Origin of the sequence: Aeromonas sp. FDAARGOS 1405, from assembly GCF_019048265.1 — a bacterium.
Classification (GTDB): Bacteria; Pseudomonadota; Gammaproteobacteria; order Enterobacterales; family Aeromonadaceae; genus Aeromonas; species Aeromonas veronii_A.
In genome coordinates, this window is the sequence record NZ_CP077311.1 from 4,419,534 (window position 1) to 4,441,469 (window position 21,936).

The window sequence follows — 21,936 nt, forward strand, 5'->3', positions numbered from 1 at the left end:
CTCTATCAGAAGACTCCCGTTATAGTAGGTCCAAATATGTCAAACCACAGCGACCTTGATATTCATCAGGTGAAATACTAAAACTAGCAAGTAACTTGCTTGCAGAAAAAACTCAAGCAAACATAAAATTTAATCATTAAAATCATAGTGTTAGAATGCTTTCGATAATGATTTCATATGTCTGAAGAAACATGAAAAGCCTGCATTTGAACATAACAGGCTTTAACCTTTTGTTAGATTACGCTAATTCGCGAGAGCATTACTTTGTACCGATTGCTCAACACTACTAGTCACCGATGTCGCTACAGAACCAGTGAGAAGAGGCTCAGAAGGATAGAGTTTGAGAGCTTCTAGACGCATCGCATTAGCAGCCTCTTTGCGACCTAGTGCGTTAAGTGCGATCACCATATTGGCGTATATGTTGGCACGTGGAGTATGACGTACAAAGGCCTGCCCCCACTCCAGATAAGCCTCCAGTTCAGCCTTGTTGTGTGTCTGCAAACCGACCATTAGACGGACAGCGTTTACATCAAACTCTACTCGTGTCAGCCATGCCATAGGATTGATAATCTCCAGCAATAGCGTCGGCTCTTTATAACCTCCTCGCTCGTATTTGGTGACGACCCAAGCGGTATGAAGGGCAGTCAGCATAAATGGGACAACCAATAAAGGAATGGCTATTGCAATAAATCGCAACAACAACCAGGGACGATACACCATATCCCACCACGATGATCTACCACAACGCACAAGACAGGTTTCTTCAATCTCGCTGTCAACGACATAAATCAGCGTCAGCAACAACCACCACAACACGATCGCATGGTAAAAGGGATATTCCGTCTGGGTATGGAGCAATATCGGTGTAACCAGGGCAAGCAGTGCCATGGCATTTACCCAACGAACCTTCGCCAGACGCCACAACAATGCCCCTCCCATGATCACTATGCCAACCATGGGGGCAATGCCCCCCTCAACAGACCAATAGAGAAACTCGTTGTGGGGGTGGTCGAGGTTGTAAATTACCATTCCAATATTTGGATCTACCTGCCGAGCCTCTGTGTATGCGTGGAAGAATGCAGATTCAAATCCACCATATCCGACTCCCAGTAACCAGTTCTGAAAAAGTAAACGAAACGTAAAAGGCCAGATATCTGACCGGGCACCACCCGAAAGATATTCATTCATCCCCCGACTCACACCTGACACCCAATACTGAGAAGCGAATCCAAGAACTGCTCCCAGCAAAACCAGGCCGAGCATTCGTACCAATAAACGTTGACGATGCAACTGGGGTCCAAGCAGAATAAATGCTAGCAATCCCCCAAGCTGCCCCACCCGAGACTGCAGCACAATCAACAACAGGCTTGCGGCCAAAATCACCCCATAGCTAACCCTTCGCAACCAAACGTGATCATTGCCGCGTAGCACCAGCCAAATGGCCAACGCAATCCCGGTGGCCATAAAAGTCGCCATCACATTTGGCTGTTGAAAGATCCCGTACGGACGATTTGCGTTGGTGTCGTAGCCAATCCAGTTACCTGGCGTCAACAAATAGAACTGTACAAGACCAAGAGCAGCTTCCATTGCGATCGCAATCAAGACGAGATAGAGCAAGCGATCACGCAGTAACCGTTTAAAGCGCCATTGATACAGACCGAATAAAAACAAGAGACCAGCAAATAGCCCCAATAATCTGGGCATAGCATAATCCTTGAGTGGAAATCCTGGATAGAACATGGGAAGCAGAAGCAAAAGTGCACCAATCCATAAAGCCGCTTGTAGTCGAGAAAAGACCAAACGTTGGCGTAAAGTCACTTGCCACAACCCCAACCCAATTGCCAGCGAGGCAAATATCCATCCCCATGCGTTAAACGGCAGATAGAGCCCAGCGCCTCCCGGGTTATGCATAAAAAAATGCATCCCCAGCAACCAATAGAGCGCACATAAAACCATCATGATTCGCGTTAACATCACAGCCCAGCTCCTTAGGCCCACCCATTATTGAAAGGGCATACAAGATACAGACAAAAAGAGAGGGGGCACATTGCCCCCTCGATTACATCAACGATTCCTATTATGCCTCTTCTGGTCGGCGAAATGCATGGCGAATCAGAACAATACCAATACCAACCATTCCTCCAAGCAGGGTCGCCAACACCACAATCAAGGGACGTTTCGGCTTGTCACGGCTAAGGGCTTCATCTGGAGCATCAAGATAGGAGAAAGGACGAAATGAAATACCGTCCAAAGATATGCTTTTTAAACGTGCCATCTTTACCTGCAGAGACTGCAATTTGGGTTGATAAACCTCAAGGTCGATGGATTTCAGTAATGACAGTTTTTCCTCCAAACCTTTCGAACCCAAAGAAATGAGGAGACGATCCCGAACGTTATAATTTTCCAATGGAGCACTGACTCCAGCCGCTTTGGCTACTTTGTTAGCCATCGCCAATTCTATTATTTCCTGTTGCAGGGCACGTTTAGTGTCCTCCTGCATGATCAGGTACTCAGTTTTCATGCCATCCAACTGCAGATCACGCTGTTCAGTAAGCCGGTGTGTCAACTGCTTCTGCTGCATTCTGACAATATAATCAATATACTCTTCTAACATTGCCAGCGACCTCTCGGAGGTAGGGGCCGCAAACTTGAGCTCAACACCCGGCACCTCCCCCTTCTTATCTACGGGCTGAGCAGTGACAGATTTACTCCAGTCGCGCAGCCAACGCACCTGCGCCTTGCTATCCAACCCATGGTTTTTTACAACCTCTGCAAATAAAGGGCTGGCTTTGAGATAGTTACGGCGATTCTCGTAACTGTTGAACTCCAGAATAAATTCCTGGTGTAGATCTTTTCCACTGGGAAAACCGCTAAGACCCAATGCAGTTGCATGCTTTGCCACTTTCAGCATCGGAGTCATGTCCTCCGGCTTAGGCTCTGCAACCACTGCCGAAGCTGACCACTGCTGCGGAGCCAACAACGCATAAGAGATACCACACACTGCAAATACGCCAGCAATAAGCACTATCAGCAGCTTCTGGCGCCACAACACCAGCATCAGCTCACGAAAATCAATCTCATCAGAGGCAGCAGGTACTACCCACTGTGCCGGTACATCTGGACTTTTTTCTTTCATCACTGTCTCACGTTAGGTTAAAACAAAAGATACAGGCATTTCAGTATGTAGCAACTCAAACAATTCGATATATGCACAAAGACTGGTCTAAAATAACATGAGTACCCAGTTAACTAAAACTCATTGTTTCCGCCTAATCCAAGCTAAAAAACGCCATATTGAATTCAAACCCCAAAAATAGAGCATAAAAAAACATAAAAAAAGAATAAAACTTAATAATTCAGGAGCCCGTATTGACTCGAAGTAAATACCAATTACAGCACATGCTGTTGCCAAAAAACAAATAAAGCATAACGCCTGATTAGGAGATAACCCCGCACGCATACATATATGATGTAAATGTTCTCTGTCAGGTTTAAAGGGGGAGTGTCCTTTACGAATGCGCCTAATCATAATCGCTACCATATCAATCAACGGTATAGCAATTAACCATAATGCTGTGACAGGATACATCTGCGCTTTAGGACCCTGCGTACCTTGTAGCAAGGTCCAGATAACCGTAAAGCCTATCAACATACTCCCTGCATCCCCCATAAAAACCTTGCGACGCGTTCCAAAAGGAAATCCAAGATTAAGAATGACATAGGGGATGACAACAATCATCATCAATAAACAGAAGCGAGCCAATAATAACTGTTCATCAATATAATTAAGGTACGCTAACCCACCAAAGGTGACTAGAGTTAGCCCGCCTAGCAAGCCATCGATACCATCAACCATATTAAAAGCATTGATGGCGCCCAGAACGGCAAAAACAGTCACAATATAACCAAGAGGCCCTAATACAATTTCATGGCCAAATGCTAACCCCCCCAAACTTTTTAGAGAAAGTCCAGCACCAAAGATCATGGCGCAAGAGATTAATATCTGCACGACCAAGCGAATACGATAGTCAACATCATATTTATCGTCTATTGCACCCATGATAACCAAGACCGAGGCACACAAAACATAGATATCTGAACTAGTTAATAAGTCAGGTTTGAACCATAACGCCAACATCAAAGTCAAATATATAGAAATGCCACCAACCAAAGGAATTGCGCCTTGGTGTAGTTTTCGCTCGTTAGGTCGATCAACTAGATTTATTTTTTTAGCCACCTTTCGTAAAAAAAATAAGAATATAAAAGCTGTAATGAAAAATGTTGCATATTCCATTCTATGCCACCAAAGAAAGATATAAATATATGGTTAGAAATAAAATCAACTCACTCAAAAATAAAATCCAGCCCCTAATAAATTAAGCAATTAAAATCAGTGTCAATGAAACGATTAAACGAAAAGCTGTTCATATTTATCGACGATACTACACCATTGATAATTATCACTTGCAATTTGCTTCATCCTCTCCCCAGAATGAACTACATGTTCATCATACTTTTCAATAAGCTGGCGCAACGTTTCTATGCTATTAAAATATAGAGCACTGTTATCTGTAGTATAGCGATTGAAAATACAATCAAATGCATATATTGGCATGCCAAATTGCATGGCTTCAACCAAAGAAGGATTGGTACCACCAGCAGAATGACCATGCACGTATCCCTTACATTGCCTTCTCATCTTATAGAGCACGGAGATATCATAGATAGGATCAACAATCTCTATATTTTCATAATGCGAAAACCTGCTTTTAAGCGCACGTCCATATTCACTTGCCTCCCAGTTACCAATGAAGCACAATTTCTCTCTAGATTTAGAAAAGGCAGTCAGGATCAATTCAATATTATTCTCAGGCTCTATCCGACAAAGTGAAAGATAAAAATCATCTTTGACATAATTTTCCTGGTGCTCGACTTGTAATGCATGGTCCCCACCATAAGCTATGACCTCACTGACAACACCATATTCATCCATTACATAATCAGCGATACCCTGATTATCTGATACGACAGTATCTGAAAAACGAACAGCAAGTTTTTCCGAAAATTTCAAAAATTTTTTTGTCAGCCATCCCCACTTATCGCGCCGCCACTCCAGTCCATCAATATTCGTAACAATACGTGACGAACTAAACAACCGATAGATGGGTAAGAACAAACAACCAGAGACCCCCAATATCAATGTGACATCAGGTTTTTTCTTAAGGCAAATTATCAGACTTAATATATCATAGGGTATACTAGAGACCCCATTAGCCTTGATCGGGAGATATAACAACGAAGCATCTTTATAATTATCAGATTTTATTTGATAAGCGTGAGAAGAGCAAAATATATGATATTTTACACTGTCTGACTGAAAGTCGACAAGATTTTGCACTAAAGATTCAAAACCGCCATAGCAAGCCGGTATACCGACAGTACCAATTACAGCAACATTATTCATCAAATCGAGCCCTAATTATAAATATTTATCACCACGAATTCTTTATCTGAAATATTTCAGAACTTCATAAATGGGAGACGATATATTTTTATAGAAGATATTTGTTTTTGATAGACAAATTGTAATGGCTAGTACTCTTATAAAAAGATCACGTGTTGTCGCTGATTGTATAGAGACATATCGAGTATTCTGTCATCTATAATTGGATAAGTAATCTCCCCTGCGCAATATCTCACTCCCATTGCTCATGTTTAGATTGTTTAGATTGTTTAGATTGTTTAGATTGTTTAGATTGTTTAGATTGTTTAGATTGTTTAGATTGTTTAGATTGTTTAGATTGTTTAGATTGTTTAGAAACATAAAATCAGGGAAATCTTGACTAACAAGAGAATACTTTATAGAAAATGAACGATTTAAGATGTTTGGAAGTCCCTAGAGCATTAACCCTGATCTTTATTTTTTAACCGTAGTGCAAGTTGATATGCCTCTAATGTTTGTTTAGCCGTGTGGTGCCAAGTAAACATAGAAGCAATTCTATTTTTTAAATCTGGATTAAATTCCTTGCTCATAACGGATATAACCCCCTTCCTTATTGACTCAACATCTCCTGGTTCACAATACTCTGCATAATCCTCAAAATAAAATTTTGTATCCCCTCGATCAGTAACCAGAATATTGCAATGCATCATTGCGGCTTCAAGAGAGGATAGACCAGGAGTCTCCATCCAAGATATTAACGCATGAGCCTTTGCTACATGGTACAACTCTGCTAGTTCTTCTTGATCTACATGATTAATAAACACCACATTCGCGCCAGCTTCACGAACACATTCATCATAATAGGCTTTACTATTGGGACTTGGCTTGCCCACGATAACTAATTTATAGGGTAAATCTTTTACGGCCTTAATAAGGTCTAATTGACACTTTCTGATTTCAACACGAGCAGCACTAAGCAAGCAACCTTCAAACTCTTTATATTTACCTGAGAATTTTCTTGAATGATCGAAAACCGATGTATCAACCGCGTTAGCTACCCATAAACCGTTATATACATCAAGCTTCATATCAGACACAACACGATCAAGCTCAGTAGGACTATTTGGTAAAAGGACATCTATATTTTTTGCAATGAATTGCTGGGAGCGATAGTGTCCTTTAAATAAGTAACGCAACATTCCATAATGGAAATTACCATTAAAAATAATTCTTGCAGTGGTTTTTAGATACTCTAGCGAATACTCAGAAACATTATTAGCAATCCATTTCTGAAGGCCTCTCCTAGTTTTTCGATCACATTCATTGTAACTTCCCCAAATAGTAGAAAGCACTGTTGGAATGGAGAGTTTTTTTGCTGTTATCACATGATGTAAAATATCTTGTGGATTTCTCAGGTTAAAGAAATGAATTAAATCATAGTCAATGAAATTTGGTTTACTATCACCTGCAATGGCAACAATAATTCCTAGCTGCTCTAAATGTTCCTTAGTTTTCAATAACTGTATTGTATCACCACCAGGACCGGAAAAAACTGTCGGTCTTGTAATAAACAGAACTTTCATCTCACTACCTTTTTTTATAATTTAGAAAATAAACCTGCTCAATAAAAAATATTATTGAGACATAAAATGAAATATATAAAAACTCATGAGTAAGCATAGGAACTATTGTTGTGACAAGAATAAAATAAATTAATACTTTCGCCTTGGAATAAAATTTTAACTTGATAGAACTGAAAAGTAAAAATCCGACAAAAATAGAATAAGCGATAAAACCAACTAAGCCAAAGTAATAGAGAATAAACATAATCCCATTCTCTATATATTTAGTCCCCGCACTATGAACCTCAAAGTTTGGCGACATAAATGTGCCAAACATTATACCACTTATCCCCATCGAAAAATAATTTGAGCTAATATTTACTAACATATCAATGCGACTTGATATCGTTTGCAGCGTGAACAGTTTAGTCTCGAATGCGAAGAGCTCAATAAAAATGAAACTCAAAGCAATTATAGGAAGAAATAAAAATAAAAATCTATAAAAAAATACTAACATACCACCCAATAAAATAGTTCTATTAATAGAAAGCAGCAACCCCATAAAAGGGATATACCTTTTAAATGCACCTTTTATGCTATTATAATTAAACATCAACACAAGAATTGCTAGAGAAGCAAACGCTTGCGGCGTCGTAGTGAACCCCTCAAAAGCATAAATGTTTGGCAACCCCTTGTTTGCTAGGGAAAATATAAAAACACCTTTCCCTAAGACTAAAGAAATGAAAGAAGCTATAAAACCAAAATAAAAACATAACTCAACACCTAATTTCACTGCGTTAAAGTATAGTTTATTACCAAAAGGATAAGTCACTAAAAAATAAAGATGAAGCATTAGAACAAGAGGATATAGGTCAACATTATATCCTTCACTTGCTATTGCAACTAAATATTTTATTATAAAAACTGAAGAAATAAACAATATAGATAAGTAAACATATCGATTAACCTTGAAGAAGTATATATTAATCGATATTAAAATAATGATCGCGATTTTACTAAAAAATCCGCCAACAAGTGAGGGTGATGCACATATAAAAGTAGACAATACAACTAAGTAATAGAGTAGGCTATGATGACTTAACGCCACTTTTTCCATATATACCGTCCCAGAGGCCTCTCAGTGAACTTTTAATAAATCTAAAGTCGTTTTTTTTAAAACTATTGATTAATGCAGAGGAGACTGCTGAAAATATGAATAAAAAGTGATAGAATTTACCACATTCATTGGGCCATTTTCTGTTTAAGAGAAAACTATTTCTAATAAAATAATAGTAAGCATTTATACTTCTATCTAAAGAGTTTGACTTTCTAACAACACTCGATTTAGTTGTAGATAACAACTTATACCCGGATTCTCGTATTCTTAGAGACAGATCAACCTCTTCCCAATATAAAAAAAACGCCTCATCAAATAACCCAACCTCTCGAATAACATTCCTATCTAATAAAATACAAGAGCCAGCACAATAATCAGTTTCATTTATCCCCTCAAATGTAATTGGAAATTTTTTGTACGTTTGCTTAAAACCATGAAGTATAATTTTATCATAAATCACCACACCAAACTCATCAAAAGTTCTAATCATCACTGCGCCTACATTATTATTTTGCAGCTTTGCAGAGACCAATTCATATAACGTGTCAGCTCTAACTTTGACATCAGGGTTTATTATTAATATATCTCCTGGAATACCGTTCCCTTCAAGATATTCGAACCCTACATTATTTCCCTTAGCATATCCGAAGTTTGAACTATTAAAGATTATATGAATTTCAAACTCTGGAAAAAAATCGATTAAATCATTTAACCTCTCAGAATCATTGCTAAAATTATCAATAATCAACACCCTAAAGTCTTTAAAAACTGATTTTCTTATAGAAGATAGGAGCGTAAATATCTCAGCAGAGCTATTCCAATTTAAGATCATTATATTTATCACATTCGCCCCTTAATAACTCGGAGAAATGAACCTACAAAAACTCTTAAATGCTTATACAATGTGGCATATTTCGCTGCCGCCATCATTCTTTGATTAGACATGCTGAAAAACACAAAACCACCTATTTGCTTAGCAATATGACGCACTAAAATTGTTGATTTTCTTTCAAATTGCGTCACTTGCACTTTAGACAGTTGTTCAATATCATAATCGGTAACAGTTATGACATTGTTAATAACCATTTTTTCTACTATAGATTTACCAGTTTCACTTCTTGCAAGTACAAGCCCTTGCCCGTCTGATTCTGTAAATAAAGGATAACCCCTATCGTCGCTATGCCAAACATCAGCACTAACAATATCAGCCACCTCACCAGTACCATCAGCGCAAAGTTTACATCTACTTTGTATCGTTGGCCCTAGAATCTCCCCCCAAGAACGAGAATACTCCATTGTAGTAGAGAGGCCATTTTGCACTAAAGTCGTTTTTCCTGGCCAACCTTTGCCTCGAAAATAGAAGTTTTCAACGGGGATATCAACATTATAATCTAAAGCTTCAGCAACCCTTCTAACACCTGATCGGCTTGGTGTACCCGCACAGAAGAAACTAACAATTAATTTAACAGCATTTTTTACGTCATTATCTATTGACATTAAGTTGCGCAAAGCTACGCAATCACACGGTTTACCAACAAACGCAATCCTCTTGTTAGGATTGTCTCTTAGAGTCTGCAAAAAATACTCTAATGGTGATGCAGGGCTATAACGAGATCCTGTGGCCTCAAGTAAATCTTCTCTAGACCTACTTACTTTAGAAAAACTTTCTAGTGGATTACGCTTATCTACACCTATCTGAATAACAAGATCGACTATATTCTTATCTAACGCATATAGTAGAGTTTGAGTAACAATGCCACCAGATGAACCTAAATAGCGTATCTCATTATCATTTGAATAACCGATATAGCATTTTTCAATTGGCCCCCAGATCGGGTGGCTTGAATTAGTTTTAATACTTGCCTGATTTATACCAGGGCAAACAGTTCTGAAAATAGCCTGCTCATCACCGTTTAACTTTTTGCTGCATACAGGGCGATTATATTCCCCCTTATTGACAACAATTTTACTAGGGAATAGAGATGAACACAGACCGCAACCTGTACATAAATCGTTTTTTAAAACTTTCTGAATCACATCCATACTATTATTTCAACACCCCTTCCAAAGCGCTAGTGTATTTTTCAGTCAATTGGTTTTTTTTGTCTGTTAAGCCTTGAAGTTCTAATTTTATTTGGATGCGTTTATTAAAATGGTCAACATTCATTTTTATTGCATTTTTTAAGGATAACTCTTTAGCTTCTAACACCTTATCATAGCCTAGCGTTGTATATAATCCCTTAAACTTGCGACTGTAAGCATAAGGTGTAACAGGTACACCACTTGAAAAGGCTGCAATTGTGGCGTGCATTCTTGCTCCAGTGAAATATTCAAAACTGCTTATATAATTTTTCACCTCAATAGGATTCGTAAATCTTGGCGCTACAATACAGCGTGGAAATAACTCAGCCACCTCGATGCATGCAGCATAGTCGTCTTCGATTTTCTGAACGGGTGAGGTAGCTATTACATGAGAAACCAAGTGTATTTCAATATTTTCAACTGACAAGAAACTTTCTATTAGCTCATTAATATAATCTTTATAGTTATGAGCCAAACCAAACTGGTTATCTCTTGTATATCCGCCATTCCAGAGTAATCCAGAAACATTAATTCCAACTTTAATTTTATCACTAACCTCACGAACCGTAGAATAAGGCATAGATAATGCTACATCAGTGCCTAGATTACAGGACCCAAACTCCTTACCAACTTTAAAACTAATATCGTCTCTTGCAAATACTAAACTTGTATTTCTGATAATGAATCTAGATACAATTTCAGCAAACCTAGATTTAAAGGGTCCAATGGTTTGGGGCGACAACACTGATTTTCGAGCAAAAATTGCATTAACTAGCTTAGTAAAAACTTGAATTAGAAAACGACGATTACCATATATATCAGAGAAACTATCACCGGCTCCAATATCTAATACAAGATCAAAATCTTTTATCATTTTTATGTAAGATTTCAACTTTATTGGGTTAGAAATCAGTTCTTTGACACTGATTGTTATATGCTCGAATTTGCGACCTATTTGACGCTCCACAAGAGCCTTATTTTGCTCACTGGTTACCTCATTATCACCTATAGTAAAAAAATCTGCATCAATACCCAAATTTTGACAAACCCGATCAACTAAAATCATATTGCCAATAGAAAGTGCACCAACACCTAAGTTCCCTGACGATACATTATGCCAAAGGAAACCAATCTTTACTTTATTCATCTACTTCCCCTCCCCAAAAATGCCAAATGAACGTAAGTTTTCATATTTGTCTTTCAACCACCATTGCGAGGATTCAATTTGCTTTTGCTTCTGCTCTTCAAAACGATACTTGATAATCTTTGCTGGTACTCCAGCTACAACTGCATAAGCAGGAACATCTTTTGTAACAACAGCTCCAGCCGCAATTACTGCACCTCTACCAATTTTTTTGCAAGAAGCAACAATAATTGCATTGTGACCAATCCATACATCATCACCGACTTCAAATGAAGTACGACTAACCCTATCTTTTTCAACATAACCCAGTAAAGAGTTATAAAAAAAAGGATGTAAAGATACCTCTTCAAGAGGATGATTAGCATTTAAAAATTGGCACGTTCTAGAAAAAGAGCAATACCGACCAATTTTGGAATTTTGGGGGATTCTCAAAGGGTCAAAGCAACCATAGCTGTATAAACCTATATCTGTATTATATAATTTTTTAAAAAAAAACCTTAAATACTTACTTTCGAATTCATTTAACTTTATTTTCCTTCCAATTAAAAACAATACTTGATAAATTTTCATCATTATATATAGCCCACAAATAAGAGGTTAAAATAAATAAATTTGAAAAAACAATCACACCCAGCAAGGCATTTTTAAAAGGGTAAATTTGGCAGATGAGTAATACTGAGGTTATTTCTATAAGAAATGATATGATGTTAACCTTAGCCCTTAATTTCTGCATACCGGAAAGAATTAGAAGGCAGCCCAAAACCGCATTGTTAAATCTTATCATAACAACGAAACTACATATACTTAGAACACCTAACAAGTCAATATATTTACCATTTAAAAAACCAGAGAAATCCAATGGTGAGAGATAATAAAAGAGAGAAAATAACAGTGCACAACAAGGCAAGGAATTAACTACTAGAAAGAAATTTTTTATTTTGTTTCTTACAACCTCTTTTAAAGCCCAATTACTTGCTAGGCTAGGATAAAAAACATTATTAATAGCTGAAAAAAGTGTTGTGAATGCCTGAATTATTTTTTGCGCATATCCAAATATAATAAACTCTGATGAAGCCAAAAATAATTTAGCAATAAAAACTTGAAAAAAAGGTTGAATGTTCATTGATAACGAATCAACAAAAAACCTCCTGCATTGAAATAACTCACCCTTGATATTTTCCCATGTCACATTATCTCGTTTCAGCTTTAAATATAAGAATACAAAAACACAAAACTTCACTACTGAAGAAAATAAAAACAACGTATCAAGCTGTACATTTAATACAAGCAAGCAAGCTGAAATTAAGAACGGGAAAAAATGAACTAATGTAGTAAAGAAAAACTCTAACCAATATTTACTTTCAAACCTCAGACTGAATGAGAAGGACTCCAGCCAGCATGTAAGGACAGAGTTAATAAATATTAATAGGAAAAGCATATTGAAATCATAAAAAAAAGAAAAAATTAAAAATAAAAAAATAATAGATAACGATGCAAAGCCCCTCACCAAATAGGATTCATGAAGAGCTCTAGACTGTTTTTTTTCTGTAAAATCTACGACTATCTTCGTGCTGTAACCCATATCAACTACAGCAGCTAAAAATGCAGCTATAACAGAAATATATATATATTGACTAAAAACACTCGGTTCATAGAAATGCCCTATTAAAAAAAACAACCCAAAGTTACTAATTGTTTTTGCTGCAGTACTGAAACTGCTAGCAATAAATGAATTTGATTTAATCACAGATTATAGCCAAATGTTAAATTAAGAGCTTACTGCAAATATACTTACTAGCATAACCATCACCATATGGATTATGAGAAAAACTCATCTCTTTGTAAATATTAACATCATTAAGTAATTCAGAAAGACTAAATACTATTCGCTCAACATCAGTGCCGACTAGTTTAACAGTTCCAGCTGCAACAGCTTCAGGACGTTCAGTAGTATCACGCATCACTAATACAGGTTTTCCTAGTGAAGGAGCCTCCTCTTGGATTCCACCCGAATCAGTTAAAATAATATAGCTACGCATCATTAAATAAATGAATGGCAGATACTCTTGAGGCTCAATCAAAATAATATTTTCGATACCACCTAAAATGCGGTTAACCGGCTCACGTACATTAGGATTTAGGTGCATTGGGTAGAGAATCTGCACATCAGGATTGGCTTTAGCTGTGATAGCTAAAGCTTCACATATTCGTTCAAACCCATCGCCAAAACTTTCGCGGCGATGTCCAGTAACCAAAATTAACTTTTTTGTCTCATCTAAAAATGAGAACCGAGAGGCTAATGTAGCTTGCAGAACACTATTTTGTTCAATCTTATCTTTTACCATAAGTAGCGCATCTATTACAGTATTTCCGGTAACGATTATGCTATCTTCAACATAGTTTTCTTGAATCAAATTTTGCTTAGATGTTTCAGTAGGTGCAAAATGGTATTTTGCCAATGCGCCAGTGAGCTTGCGATTTGCTTCTTCAGGCCATGGAGAATAAATGTTCCCTGTGCGCAAGCCTGCTTCGACATGTCCTACAGCAATTTGCTCATAATAAGCAGCCAAACTGGCAGCAAAGGTAGTTGCAGTATCGCCATGTACTAACACAACATCAGGTTTAAATTCTTGTAGAACCGGTTTTATCTCAAGCAAAATACGGGCTGTAATATCATTTAATGTCTGCCCAGCCTTCATAAGATTCAAATCATAATCTGGTTTAATCTCAAATAATGATAATACTTGATCTAGCATTTCACGATGCTGGGCGGTGACACAGACTTTCGCCTCAAAACGTTCATCAGCAGCTAAAGCATGTACCACAGGTGCCATCTTTATTGCTTCTGGCCGGGTACCAAATACCGTCAACACTCTCTTTTTTAACATATCAATAGCCTTTTAAATTCACTTTTAAGTAGCTGTTCACCAGATTACGAAATCTGACATGCTTAAAGGATTTGAGAAAGGAACTAATTGTTCTTACTCACCAGCTTTTGATTCATCTTCACATTTAACTTAAAACTAATTTTCCTGCCAACTTATACAATGCGATACTCACCTTATCGAACTCCAATATTTAACCGATAATACAATAAAGCACCTATCACCAAACATCCTAAACTTGCGGCCAATAATACATCTTACAGTAATAGCCACTGAGCCACCGCCGGACTAACTTTTCAAAATATTGTAATATGGTATTCAAAATTAGGCGGGTACAAACATTCACCTTGTGGGCATCTATTTACATTTAAAAGGTAACCGCCAAATTCAATGTAACAGCATCTTGATCTTTCTTTGACAAACTCACCTTACTTGTTATCGGCCACCTAATCCCGACTAGTGGGTCATCCCAATGGATTGAGCCTTCACTCTGCGGTGAATAGTAATTGGTTGTTTTATACAAAAACTCGGCCGTCTCTGTCAGAGTAACAAAGCCATGCGCAAATCCTTCCGGGATCCACAGCTGTCGCTTGTTTTCTCCAGAAAGGTAAACGCCTACCCATTGCCCGAAGGTCGGGGAGCTTTTACGAATATCTACCGCTACATCAAACACTTCACCGGCCACACAACGCACCAGCTTGCCCTGGGCATGGGGCGGCAATTGATAGTGCAATCCACGCAACACCCCTTTCGATGATTTGGAGTGATTATCCTGCACAAACGTCACCGGATACCCTACCGCCTCTTCAAACAACTTGTGGTTGAAACTTTCAAAGAAAAAACCTCGCTCATCACCAAACACTTTTGGCTCAAAAATAAGCACATCTGGAATTGCTGTCTTGATTACATTCATCTGTCTATCCACACTTGCTTCAATTTTTAATGGGGGAAGTATTTTCCCTCCCCCATATCACATCAGGCTTTGGCAACCATTCTTAACAGATATTGTCCATACGCATTCTTTGCCAACGGCGCTGCAAGTTCACGCACCTGGTCGGCATTGATAAACTTCTGGCGATACGCAATCTCTTCCGGGCACGCCACTTTCAATCCCTGACGGGTCTCGATAGTTTGAATAAAGTTGCTCGCTTCAATCATGCTTTCATGGGTACCGGTATCCAGCCAGGCATAACCACGGCCCATCATGGCCACCGACAGATTGCCTTGCTCCAGGTAGATACGGTTCACATCGGTAATTTCCAGCTCACCTCGGGGCGACGGCTTCAGGCTCTTCGCGATCTCCACCACGCTGTTGTCATAGAAATAGAGGCCGGTCACCGCATAGTTGCTCTTGGGCTCCAACGGCTTCTCTTCCAGAGAGATAGCGGTCCCCTCTTTATCAAATTCCACCACCCCATAACGCTCGGGGTCATGCACATGGTAGGCAAAGACGGTCGCGCCACTCTCTTTGGCCGCTGCGGCCGCCAACTGTTTCTGCAGGTCGTGGCCGTAGAAGATGTTGTCCCCCAGCACCAGTGCACAGGGGTCTGACCCGATAAACTCTTCACCCAGAATAAAGGCTTGTGCCAACCCGTCCGGACTTGGCTGCACCTTGTACTGCAAATTCAGGCCCCACTGGCTGCCATCACCCAGCAATTGCTCAAAGCGGGGAGTGTCTTGCGGCGTGCTGATGATCAAAATATCGCGAATTCCCGCCAGCATCAGGGTGCTGAGCGGATAGTAGATCATCGGCTTGTCATAGATGGGCAACAGCTGCTTGCTCACTGCCATGGTCACCGGATAGAGACGGGTGCCAGAGCCACCGGCCAGAATAATGCCTTTACGTTTGGTCATGATGCTTGTTTCTTATTTTTAAATTGCAAAAGAAAAGGGTGGCTTGCGGCCACACCTTTCTGTTTTATCCCTGCCAGCCAGAGAGGCGTTCAACACATCTCTGGCCAGTGATTTACTTACCGAGGATCTCGGTCAACATCCGCTCCACACCGACGGTCCACTCCGGAAGCACCAGCTCGAAGGTGCGCTGAAATTTGCCAGTATCAAGGCGGGAGTTATGGGGGCGTTTGGCCGGGGTCGGGAAGGCACTGGTCGGCACCGCATTGAGCTGCGTCACCGCCAGTTCAACACCGGCCTCTCTGGCTTTGGCAAACACCAGCTGGGCGTAGTCAAACCAGGTGGTGGTGCCGGAGGCAATCAGATGGTACAGCCCGGCGACCTCGGGGTTGCGCTGCGCCACGCGGATCGCATGAGCGGTGCAATCAGCCAGCAACTCGGCGCCGGTCGGAGCGCCAAACTGGTCATTGATGACTGACATCTCGCTACGCTCTTTGCCAAAGCGCAGCATGGTCTTGGCAAAGTTGGCACCCCGAGCGGCATAGACCCAGCTGGTGCGAAAAATCAGGTGACGGGAACAAAGCGCGGCCCCTTGCTCACCCGCCAGCTTGGTTTCGCCATAGACGTTGAGCGGAGCGGTGGCATCGGTTTCCACCCAGGGGCGCTCACCGCTGCCATCGAACACATAGTCGGTGGAGTAATGCACCAGCCAGGCACCCAAGGCTTCCGCTTCTTTGGCAATCGCAGCCACGCTGGTCGCATTGAGCAGCTCGGCAAACGCCCGCTCGCTTTCGGCCTTGTCGACTGCGGTGTGGGCTGCGGCGTTCACGATGACATCCGGCTTCACCAAGCGCACAGTCTCCGCTACGCCGGCCGGGTTGCTGAAATCACCGCAATAGTCAGTGGAGTCAAAATCAACGGCCGTGATACGCCCGAGCGGCGCCAGTGCGCGTTGCAGCTCCCAGCCTACCTGACCGTTTTTACCAAACAGCAAAATATGCATCAGGCACGCTCCCCGTAATTCTGCTCAATCCAGGATTGATAGGAGCCACTCTTCACGTTGTTGACCCACTGCTGGTTATCCAGATACCACTGTACGGTTTTGCGAATGCCCGACTCGAACGTTTCTTGCGGTTGCCAAGCAAGCTCACTGCTCATCTTGCTGGCATCGATGGCATAGCGGCGATCGTGGCCGGGGCGATCCGCCACATAGGTGATTTGCTCACGATAAGAGCCCGCCTTCGGCACCATCTCGTCCAGCAGATCGCAGATGGTGTGGACCACCTCCAGATTCTGCTTCTCGTTATGGCCGCCGATGTTGTAGGTCTCCCCGACCACGCCTGTGGTCACCACCTTGTAGAGCGCACGCGCGTGGTCTTCCACATAGAGCCAGTCACGGATCTGGTCGCCCTTGCCATAGACCGGCAGCAGCTTGCCATCCAGCGCGTTAAGAATGACCAGCGGGATCAGCTTCTCGGGGAAGTGGTAGGGACCGTAGTTATTGGAGCAGTTGGTGACGATAGTCGGCAGACCGTAGGTACGGCGCCAGGCACGCACCAGATGGTCACTGGAAGCCTTGGAGGCAGAATAGGGGCTGCTGGGGGCGTAGGGGGTGGTTTCGGTAAAGAGCGGCAATGGCTCACCGGCAGCCACTTCATCCGGATGGGGCAGATCCCCATATACCTCGTCAGTGGAGATATGGTGGAAGCGGAAGGCCGCCTTGCGCTGATCATGAAGACCATTCCAGTAAGCGCGTGCCGCTTCCAGCAACATATAGGTGCCGACGATATTGGTCTCGATAAAGTCAGCCGGCCCTGTAATGGAGCGATCAACATGGCTCTCGGCGGCCAGGTGCATCACCGCATCCGGCTGGTGCAGAGCAAACACCCGATCCAGCTCGGCACGGTTGCAGATATCCACCTGCTCAAACGCATAACGCTCGCTTGTCGATACATCGGCCAGGGATTCCAGATTGCCGGCATAGGTGAGTTTATCGAGATTGATAACAGAATCTTGGGTATCACGGATGATATGGCGCACCACGGCAGAGCCGATAAAGCCGGCACCGCCGGTCACGAGGATTTTCATAGATATGTATCTCTTGCGAGGCGTTGATGTGACATCGGATAGAGGCTGGCTGTTCACTGGTGCACTGTTGAAACACCTAAATAGACGGCAATTTAACCATCTCAAACAGCAACAAAACACCGAGTGAACATTATTCACACAAATCACCAAATAACCCCAAGGCTACCGCCCCTGGGTTACAGCTCCCACCATGCTGCTTTTGACCTGATTGTGTTTGCTGTTGGTCATCATGTCCTCCAGCATTTTTCTGTATTGATTGTGTTTGGCAAAGACATACAAGGCTCAAGACCAAAAAGGTCAATGTCCGACGACTCACCACTTACCAGCCCGATAAGACGCAGATTCTATCTCGTTTCCTACAAACCTGCACCGCAAAAGTCGTTCGCCAACTACCATAGATAAGGATTCGATAAGGGGCGACGGAAGAGCGAATAACTCCTCATACACATCTGGGCGCAGCCAGATAATCAAGACCAAGTTACCGTTTTTACAACAAAAAAATAGAGCGACATTCCAAGTCGCTCTATTTATTACTCACTCATAACTGATTTATTTGTCTTATTGTGATCTGCCCCCAGAACTCAAGGGGTCACTTTGCTCAGTCACCTTTTGACTCAACTGCTGCAAGCATGCGCGCCTCTTTGCTCTGGTGGCTGGTGAAGTAGCGCATCACCAGCACGAAGAAGAGCGGAACGAAGAAGATGGCCAGCACGGTGGCACTGATCATTCCCCCCATTACGCCGGTACCGATGGCGTTACGGCTGCTGGCACCAGCACCGGAGCTGATCACCAGCGGCAACACCCCGAGGATAAAGGCGAGCGAAGTCATCAGGATCGGACGCAGACGCAGGCGTGCCGCCTCCACTACGGCTTCACCCAGTCCCATCCCCTTGTCATAGAGCTCTTTGGCAAATTCCACGATCAGAATCGCGTTCTTGGCCGACAAGCCTATGGTGGTGAGCAGGCCTACCTGGAAGTAGACGTCGTTCTCCAGCCCACGCAGGGTGGCGGCCACAATGGCTCCCAGTACCCCGAGCGGCACCACTAGCATCACCGAGAACGGAATGCTCCAGCTCTCGTAGAGGGCCGCCAGACAGAGGAACACCACCAGCAAGGAGATGGCGTAGAGCGCTGGCGCCTGTGAACCGGCCTGACGCTCCTGGAAGGAGAGCCCGGTCCACTCGATGCCCACCCCTTCCGGCAGCTGTTTCACCATCTGTTCGATGGCAGCCATTGCATCACCGGTACTCTTGCCGGGCGCAGCTTCACCGACGATCTCCATCGCTGGCACACCGTTGTAACGCTCAAGACGCGGCGAGCCGAAGCTCCACTCGGTGCTGGCAAAGGCGGAGAAGGGCACCATCTGACCGGCGCTGTTGCGCACATACCAGAGTTTCAGATCTTCCGGGTTCATCCGGAAGGGGGCATCCGCCTGCATATAGACCTTCTTGACCCGGCCACGGTCCACGAAGTCATTGACGTAGGAGGAACCCCAGGCAGTAGCCAGGGTGTTGTTGATATCCGCGATGGAGAGCCCCTGCGCCAGCGCCTTCTCGTAGTCGATCTTGATATCGAGTTGCGGCGTATCTTCCATCCCGTTCGGGCGTACCCGCACCAGTGTGGGATCCTGCGCCGCCATACCGAGCAGCTGATTACGCGCCGCCATCAGCTTGTCGTGACCGATACCGCCACGATCCTGCAGGAAGAAGTCAAAACCGGTCGCCGTCCCCAATTCAGGAATAGATGGCAAGTTGAAGGCGAACACTTGCGCCTCCTTGATGCTGAACAGATAGCCCATGGCGCGACCGATAATGGCGTTGGCACTGCGATCAGGACTCTTGCGTTCGCTCCAGTCCCTGAGTTTGATAAACGCCATACCGGTATTTTGACCGCTACCGGCAAAACTGAAGCCCGATACAGTCAATACGGCATCCACGTTATCCTTCTCGTTGTCCAGGAAGTAGTCACGCATCTGGGCCAGCACCACCTCGGTGCGCTGCTTGGTAGCTCCGACCGGCAGTTGCACCATGGACATGATGACCCCCTGATCCTCTTCCGGCAGGAAGGAGGTGGGCATCCGCATAAAGAGCACTGCCAGCACCGCCAGCATGGCGCCGTAGATAATGCTGTAACGCACGCCCTGCTTGATCACCTTGCGCACACCGCGCTGATAGCGCTGGGTACCGGCATCAAAGGCGCGGTTGAACCAGCCAAAGAAGCCGCGCTGGGCGCCAAACTCGCCGTGTTTCATCGGCTTGAGCAGAGTGGCACAGAGGGCCGGGGTCAGGATCAACGCCACCAGCACCGACAGCACCATGGCCGAGACGATGGTCAGCGAGAACTGGCGATAGATGGCACCAGTCGAGCCTCCGAAGAAGGCCATCGGCACGAACACGGCGGATAGCACCAACGCGATCCCCACCAACGCGCCGGTGATCTGGGTCATCGACTTGCGGGTCGCTTCCAGCGGGGAGAGATCCTCCTCGCTCATCAGCCGCTCCACGTTCTCAACTACCACGATGGCGTCATCCACCAGCAACCCGATAGCCAGCACCATACCGAACATGGTGAGGGTGTTGATGGAGAAGCCGAACGCCGCCATCACCCCGAAGGTACCGAGCAGTACCACAGGCACCGCAATGGTCGGGATCAGGGTGGCGCGGAAGTTCTGCAGGAACAGATACATGACGCAGAACACCAGGAAGATCGCCTCGATCAGGGTCTGCACCACCTCCTCGATGGAGATCTTCACAAACGGCGTGGTGTCGTAGGGGTAGACGATCTCCATGTTGGCCGGGAAGTAATCCGACAGCTCATTGAGCTTGGCACGTACCTTTTCGGCGGTATCCAGCGCGTTGGCGCCGGTAGCCAGCTTGATGGCGACCGCGGCGGTAGACTGACCGTTGTAGAGCGCATCTGCGTCATAGCTTTCGCCCGCTAGCTCGACCCGGGCCACGTCTTTGAGCCGTACCTTGGAGCCATCCTGATTCACCCGCAGCAGGATGTCGTTGAACTGCTCCACGGTAGAGAGACGGGTCTGCCCCATGATGGTGGCGGTGAACTGCTGATCTTCCACCGACGGAGTACCACCCAGCTTGCCGAACGCTACCTGGGCGTTCTGCGCCTTGATGGCCGCCTGCACATCCCCCGGGGTCATCTGCACCCGGTTGAGCTTGTTGGGATCGAGCCAGACCCGCATGGAGTACTGACTGCCGAACAAGGTGATATCCCCTACCCCGTCCAGACGACTCAGGGGCTCCTTGATGTTGGAGACCACATAGTCCGCCAGATCGTCGTTGTTCATCGAGCCATCGTTGGAGATGAACGCCGCGACCATCAGGAAGCTGCTGGAGGTCTTCTGTACCCGAACCCCTTGCTGCTGCACCTCTTGCGGCAGCAACGACATCGCTTGCTGCAGCTTGTTCTGCACCTGCACCTGGGCGATGTCGGGATCGGTCCCCGGCTGGAAGGTGAGGGTCACCGACACCCGTCCCGCAGAGTCCGACTGGGAAGACATGTAGAGCAGGTGATCCAGCCCGGTCATGTTCTGTTCGATGATCTGGGTGACCGAGTCTTCCACCGTTTTGGCAGAGGCCCCCGGATAGCTGGCGGAAATACCGACCGCGGGCGGCGCAATGCTCGGATACTGGGCGACCGGCAATTTGATGATGGCCAGGCTGCCCGCCAGCATGATCACCAGCGCGATCACCCAGGCAAAAATGGGTCTGTCTATAAAAAATCGAGCCATGAGGCGACTACTCCAT

Annotated in this window: 17 protein-coding genes; all 17 read right to left on the reverse strand. The window is 43.8% G+C overall.

Annotation, left to right across the window (positions count from 1 at the left end; all coding sequences use genetic code 11):
• Window positions 1-243: 243 nt before the first annotated feature.
• Complete coding sequence (locus tag I6L35_RS20155; protein ID WP_254204505.1) at window positions 244-1,974, reverse strand: PglL family O-oligosaccharyltransferase; 1,731 nt, start codon at window positions 1,972-1,974, stop codon at window positions 244-246.
• A gap of 103 nt (window positions 1,975-2,077) precedes the next feature.
• Window positions 2,078-3,136, reverse strand: coding sequence for an LPS O-antigen chain length determinant protein WzzB (locus I6L35_RS20160; protein WP_216979166.1), 1,059 nt, complete (start codon window positions 3,134-3,136; stop codon window positions 2,078-2,080).
• Window positions 3,137-3,256: 120 nt separating this feature from the next.
• On the reverse strand, window positions 3,257-4,294 hold the full coding sequence (gene wecA, locus I6L35_RS20165) for a UDP-N-acetylglucosamine--undecaprenyl-phosphate N-acetylglucosaminephosphotransferase (protein ID WP_216979167.1): 1,038 nt from the start codon (window positions 4,292-4,294) through the stop codon (window positions 3,257-3,259).
• Window positions 4,295-4,408: 114 nt separating this feature from the next.
• On the reverse strand, window positions 4,409-5,464 hold the full coding sequence (locus I6L35_RS20170; RefSeq protein WP_216979168.1) for a DUF1972 domain-containing protein: 1,056 nt from the start codon (window positions 5,462-5,464) through the stop codon (window positions 4,409-4,411).
• Between the two features lie 440 nt (window positions 5,465-5,904).
• Complete coding sequence (locus I6L35_RS20175; RefSeq protein WP_040098636.1) at window positions 5,905-7,026, reverse strand: glycosyltransferase family 4 protein; 1,122 nt, start codon at window positions 7,024-7,026, stop codon at window positions 5,905-5,907.
• Between the two features lie 4 nt (window positions 7,027-7,030).
• Window positions 7,031-8,122: a hypothetical protein gene (locus I6L35_RS20180; protein ID WP_216979169.1), complete on the reverse strand. Its 1,092-nt coding sequence runs from the start codon at window positions 8,120-8,122 to the stop codon at window positions 7,031-7,033.
• Window positions 8,094-8,966 (reverse strand): glycosyltransferase family 2 protein, encoded by an 873-nt coding sequence (locus tag I6L35_RS20185; protein WP_082032610.1) that lies wholly within the window; start codon window positions 8,964-8,966, stop codon window positions 8,094-8,096. The genes I6L35_RS20180 and I6L35_RS20185 overlap by 29 nt, the downstream gene beginning before the upstream one ends.
• Window positions 8,963-10,165, reverse strand: coding sequence for a Coenzyme F420 hydrogenase/dehydrogenase, beta subunit C-terminal domain (locus I6L35_RS20190; protein ID WP_082032611.1), 1,203 nt, complete (start codon window positions 10,163-10,165; stop codon window positions 8,963-8,965). Before I6L35_RS20190 ends, I6L35_RS20185 begins: the two co-directional genes overlap by 4 nt.
• A gap of 4 nt (window positions 10,166-10,169) precedes the next feature.
• On the reverse strand, window positions 10,170-11,351 hold the full coding sequence (locus I6L35_RS20195) for a polysaccharide pyruvyl transferase family protein (RefSeq protein WP_040098640.1): 1,182 nt from the start codon (window positions 11,349-11,351) through the stop codon (window positions 10,170-10,172).
• Window positions 11,352-11,921 carry a CatB-related O-acetyltransferase gene (locus tag I6L35_RS21285; RefSeq protein ID WP_082032612.1) on the reverse strand — a complete coding sequence of 190 codons (570 nt, stop codon included), beginning with the start codon at window positions 11,919-11,921 and terminating at the stop codon, window positions 11,352-11,354.
• Complete coding sequence (locus I6L35_RS20205) at window positions 11,866-13,095, reverse strand: lipopolysaccharide biosynthesis protein (protein ID WP_156130005.1); 1,230 nt, start codon at window positions 13,093-13,095, stop codon at window positions 11,866-11,868. Before I6L35_RS20205 ends, I6L35_RS21285 begins: the two co-directional genes overlap by 56 nt.
• Before the next feature lie 16 nt (window positions 13,096-13,111).
• A complete protein-coding gene (wecB, locus tag I6L35_RS20210) occupies window positions 13,112-14,236 on the reverse strand; it encodes a non-hydrolyzing UDP-N-acetylglucosamine 2-epimerase (RefSeq protein ID WP_040098642.1) in 1,125 nt (374 codons plus the stop codon).
• A gap of 364 nt (window positions 14,237-14,600) precedes the next feature.
• On the reverse strand, window positions 14,601-15,146 hold the full coding sequence (gene rfbC / locus I6L35_RS20215) for a dTDP-4-dehydrorhamnose 3,5-epimerase (protein ID WP_040098646.1): 546 nt from the start codon (window positions 15,144-15,146) through the stop codon (window positions 14,601-14,603).
• 62 nt (window positions 15,147-15,208) lie between these two features.
• Entirely contained in the window at window positions 15,209-16,087 is an 879-nt protein-coding gene (gene rfbA, locus I6L35_RS20220; RefSeq protein WP_216979170.1) for a glucose-1-phosphate thymidylyltransferase RfbA, read from the reverse strand.
• A gap of 112 nt (window positions 16,088-16,199) precedes the next feature.
• On the reverse strand, window positions 16,200-17,087 hold the full coding sequence (gene rfbD, locus I6L35_RS20225) for a dTDP-4-dehydrorhamnose reductase (protein WP_216979171.1): 888 nt from the start codon (window positions 17,085-17,087) through the stop codon (window positions 16,200-16,202).
• Complete coding sequence (gene rfbB, locus I6L35_RS20230; protein ID WP_216979172.1) at window positions 17,087-18,172, reverse strand: dTDP-glucose 4,6-dehydratase; 1,086 nt, start codon at window positions 18,170-18,172, stop codon at window positions 17,087-17,089. The genes rfbD and rfbB overlap by 1 nt, the downstream gene beginning before the upstream one ends.
• Before the next feature lie 598 nt (window positions 18,173-18,770).
• Complete coding sequence (locus I6L35_RS20235; RefSeq protein ID WP_216979173.1) at window positions 18,771-21,920, reverse strand: efflux RND transporter permease subunit; 3,150 nt, start codon at window positions 21,918-21,920, stop codon at window positions 18,771-18,773.
• Between the last annotated feature and the right edge of the window lie 16 nt (window positions 21,921-21,936).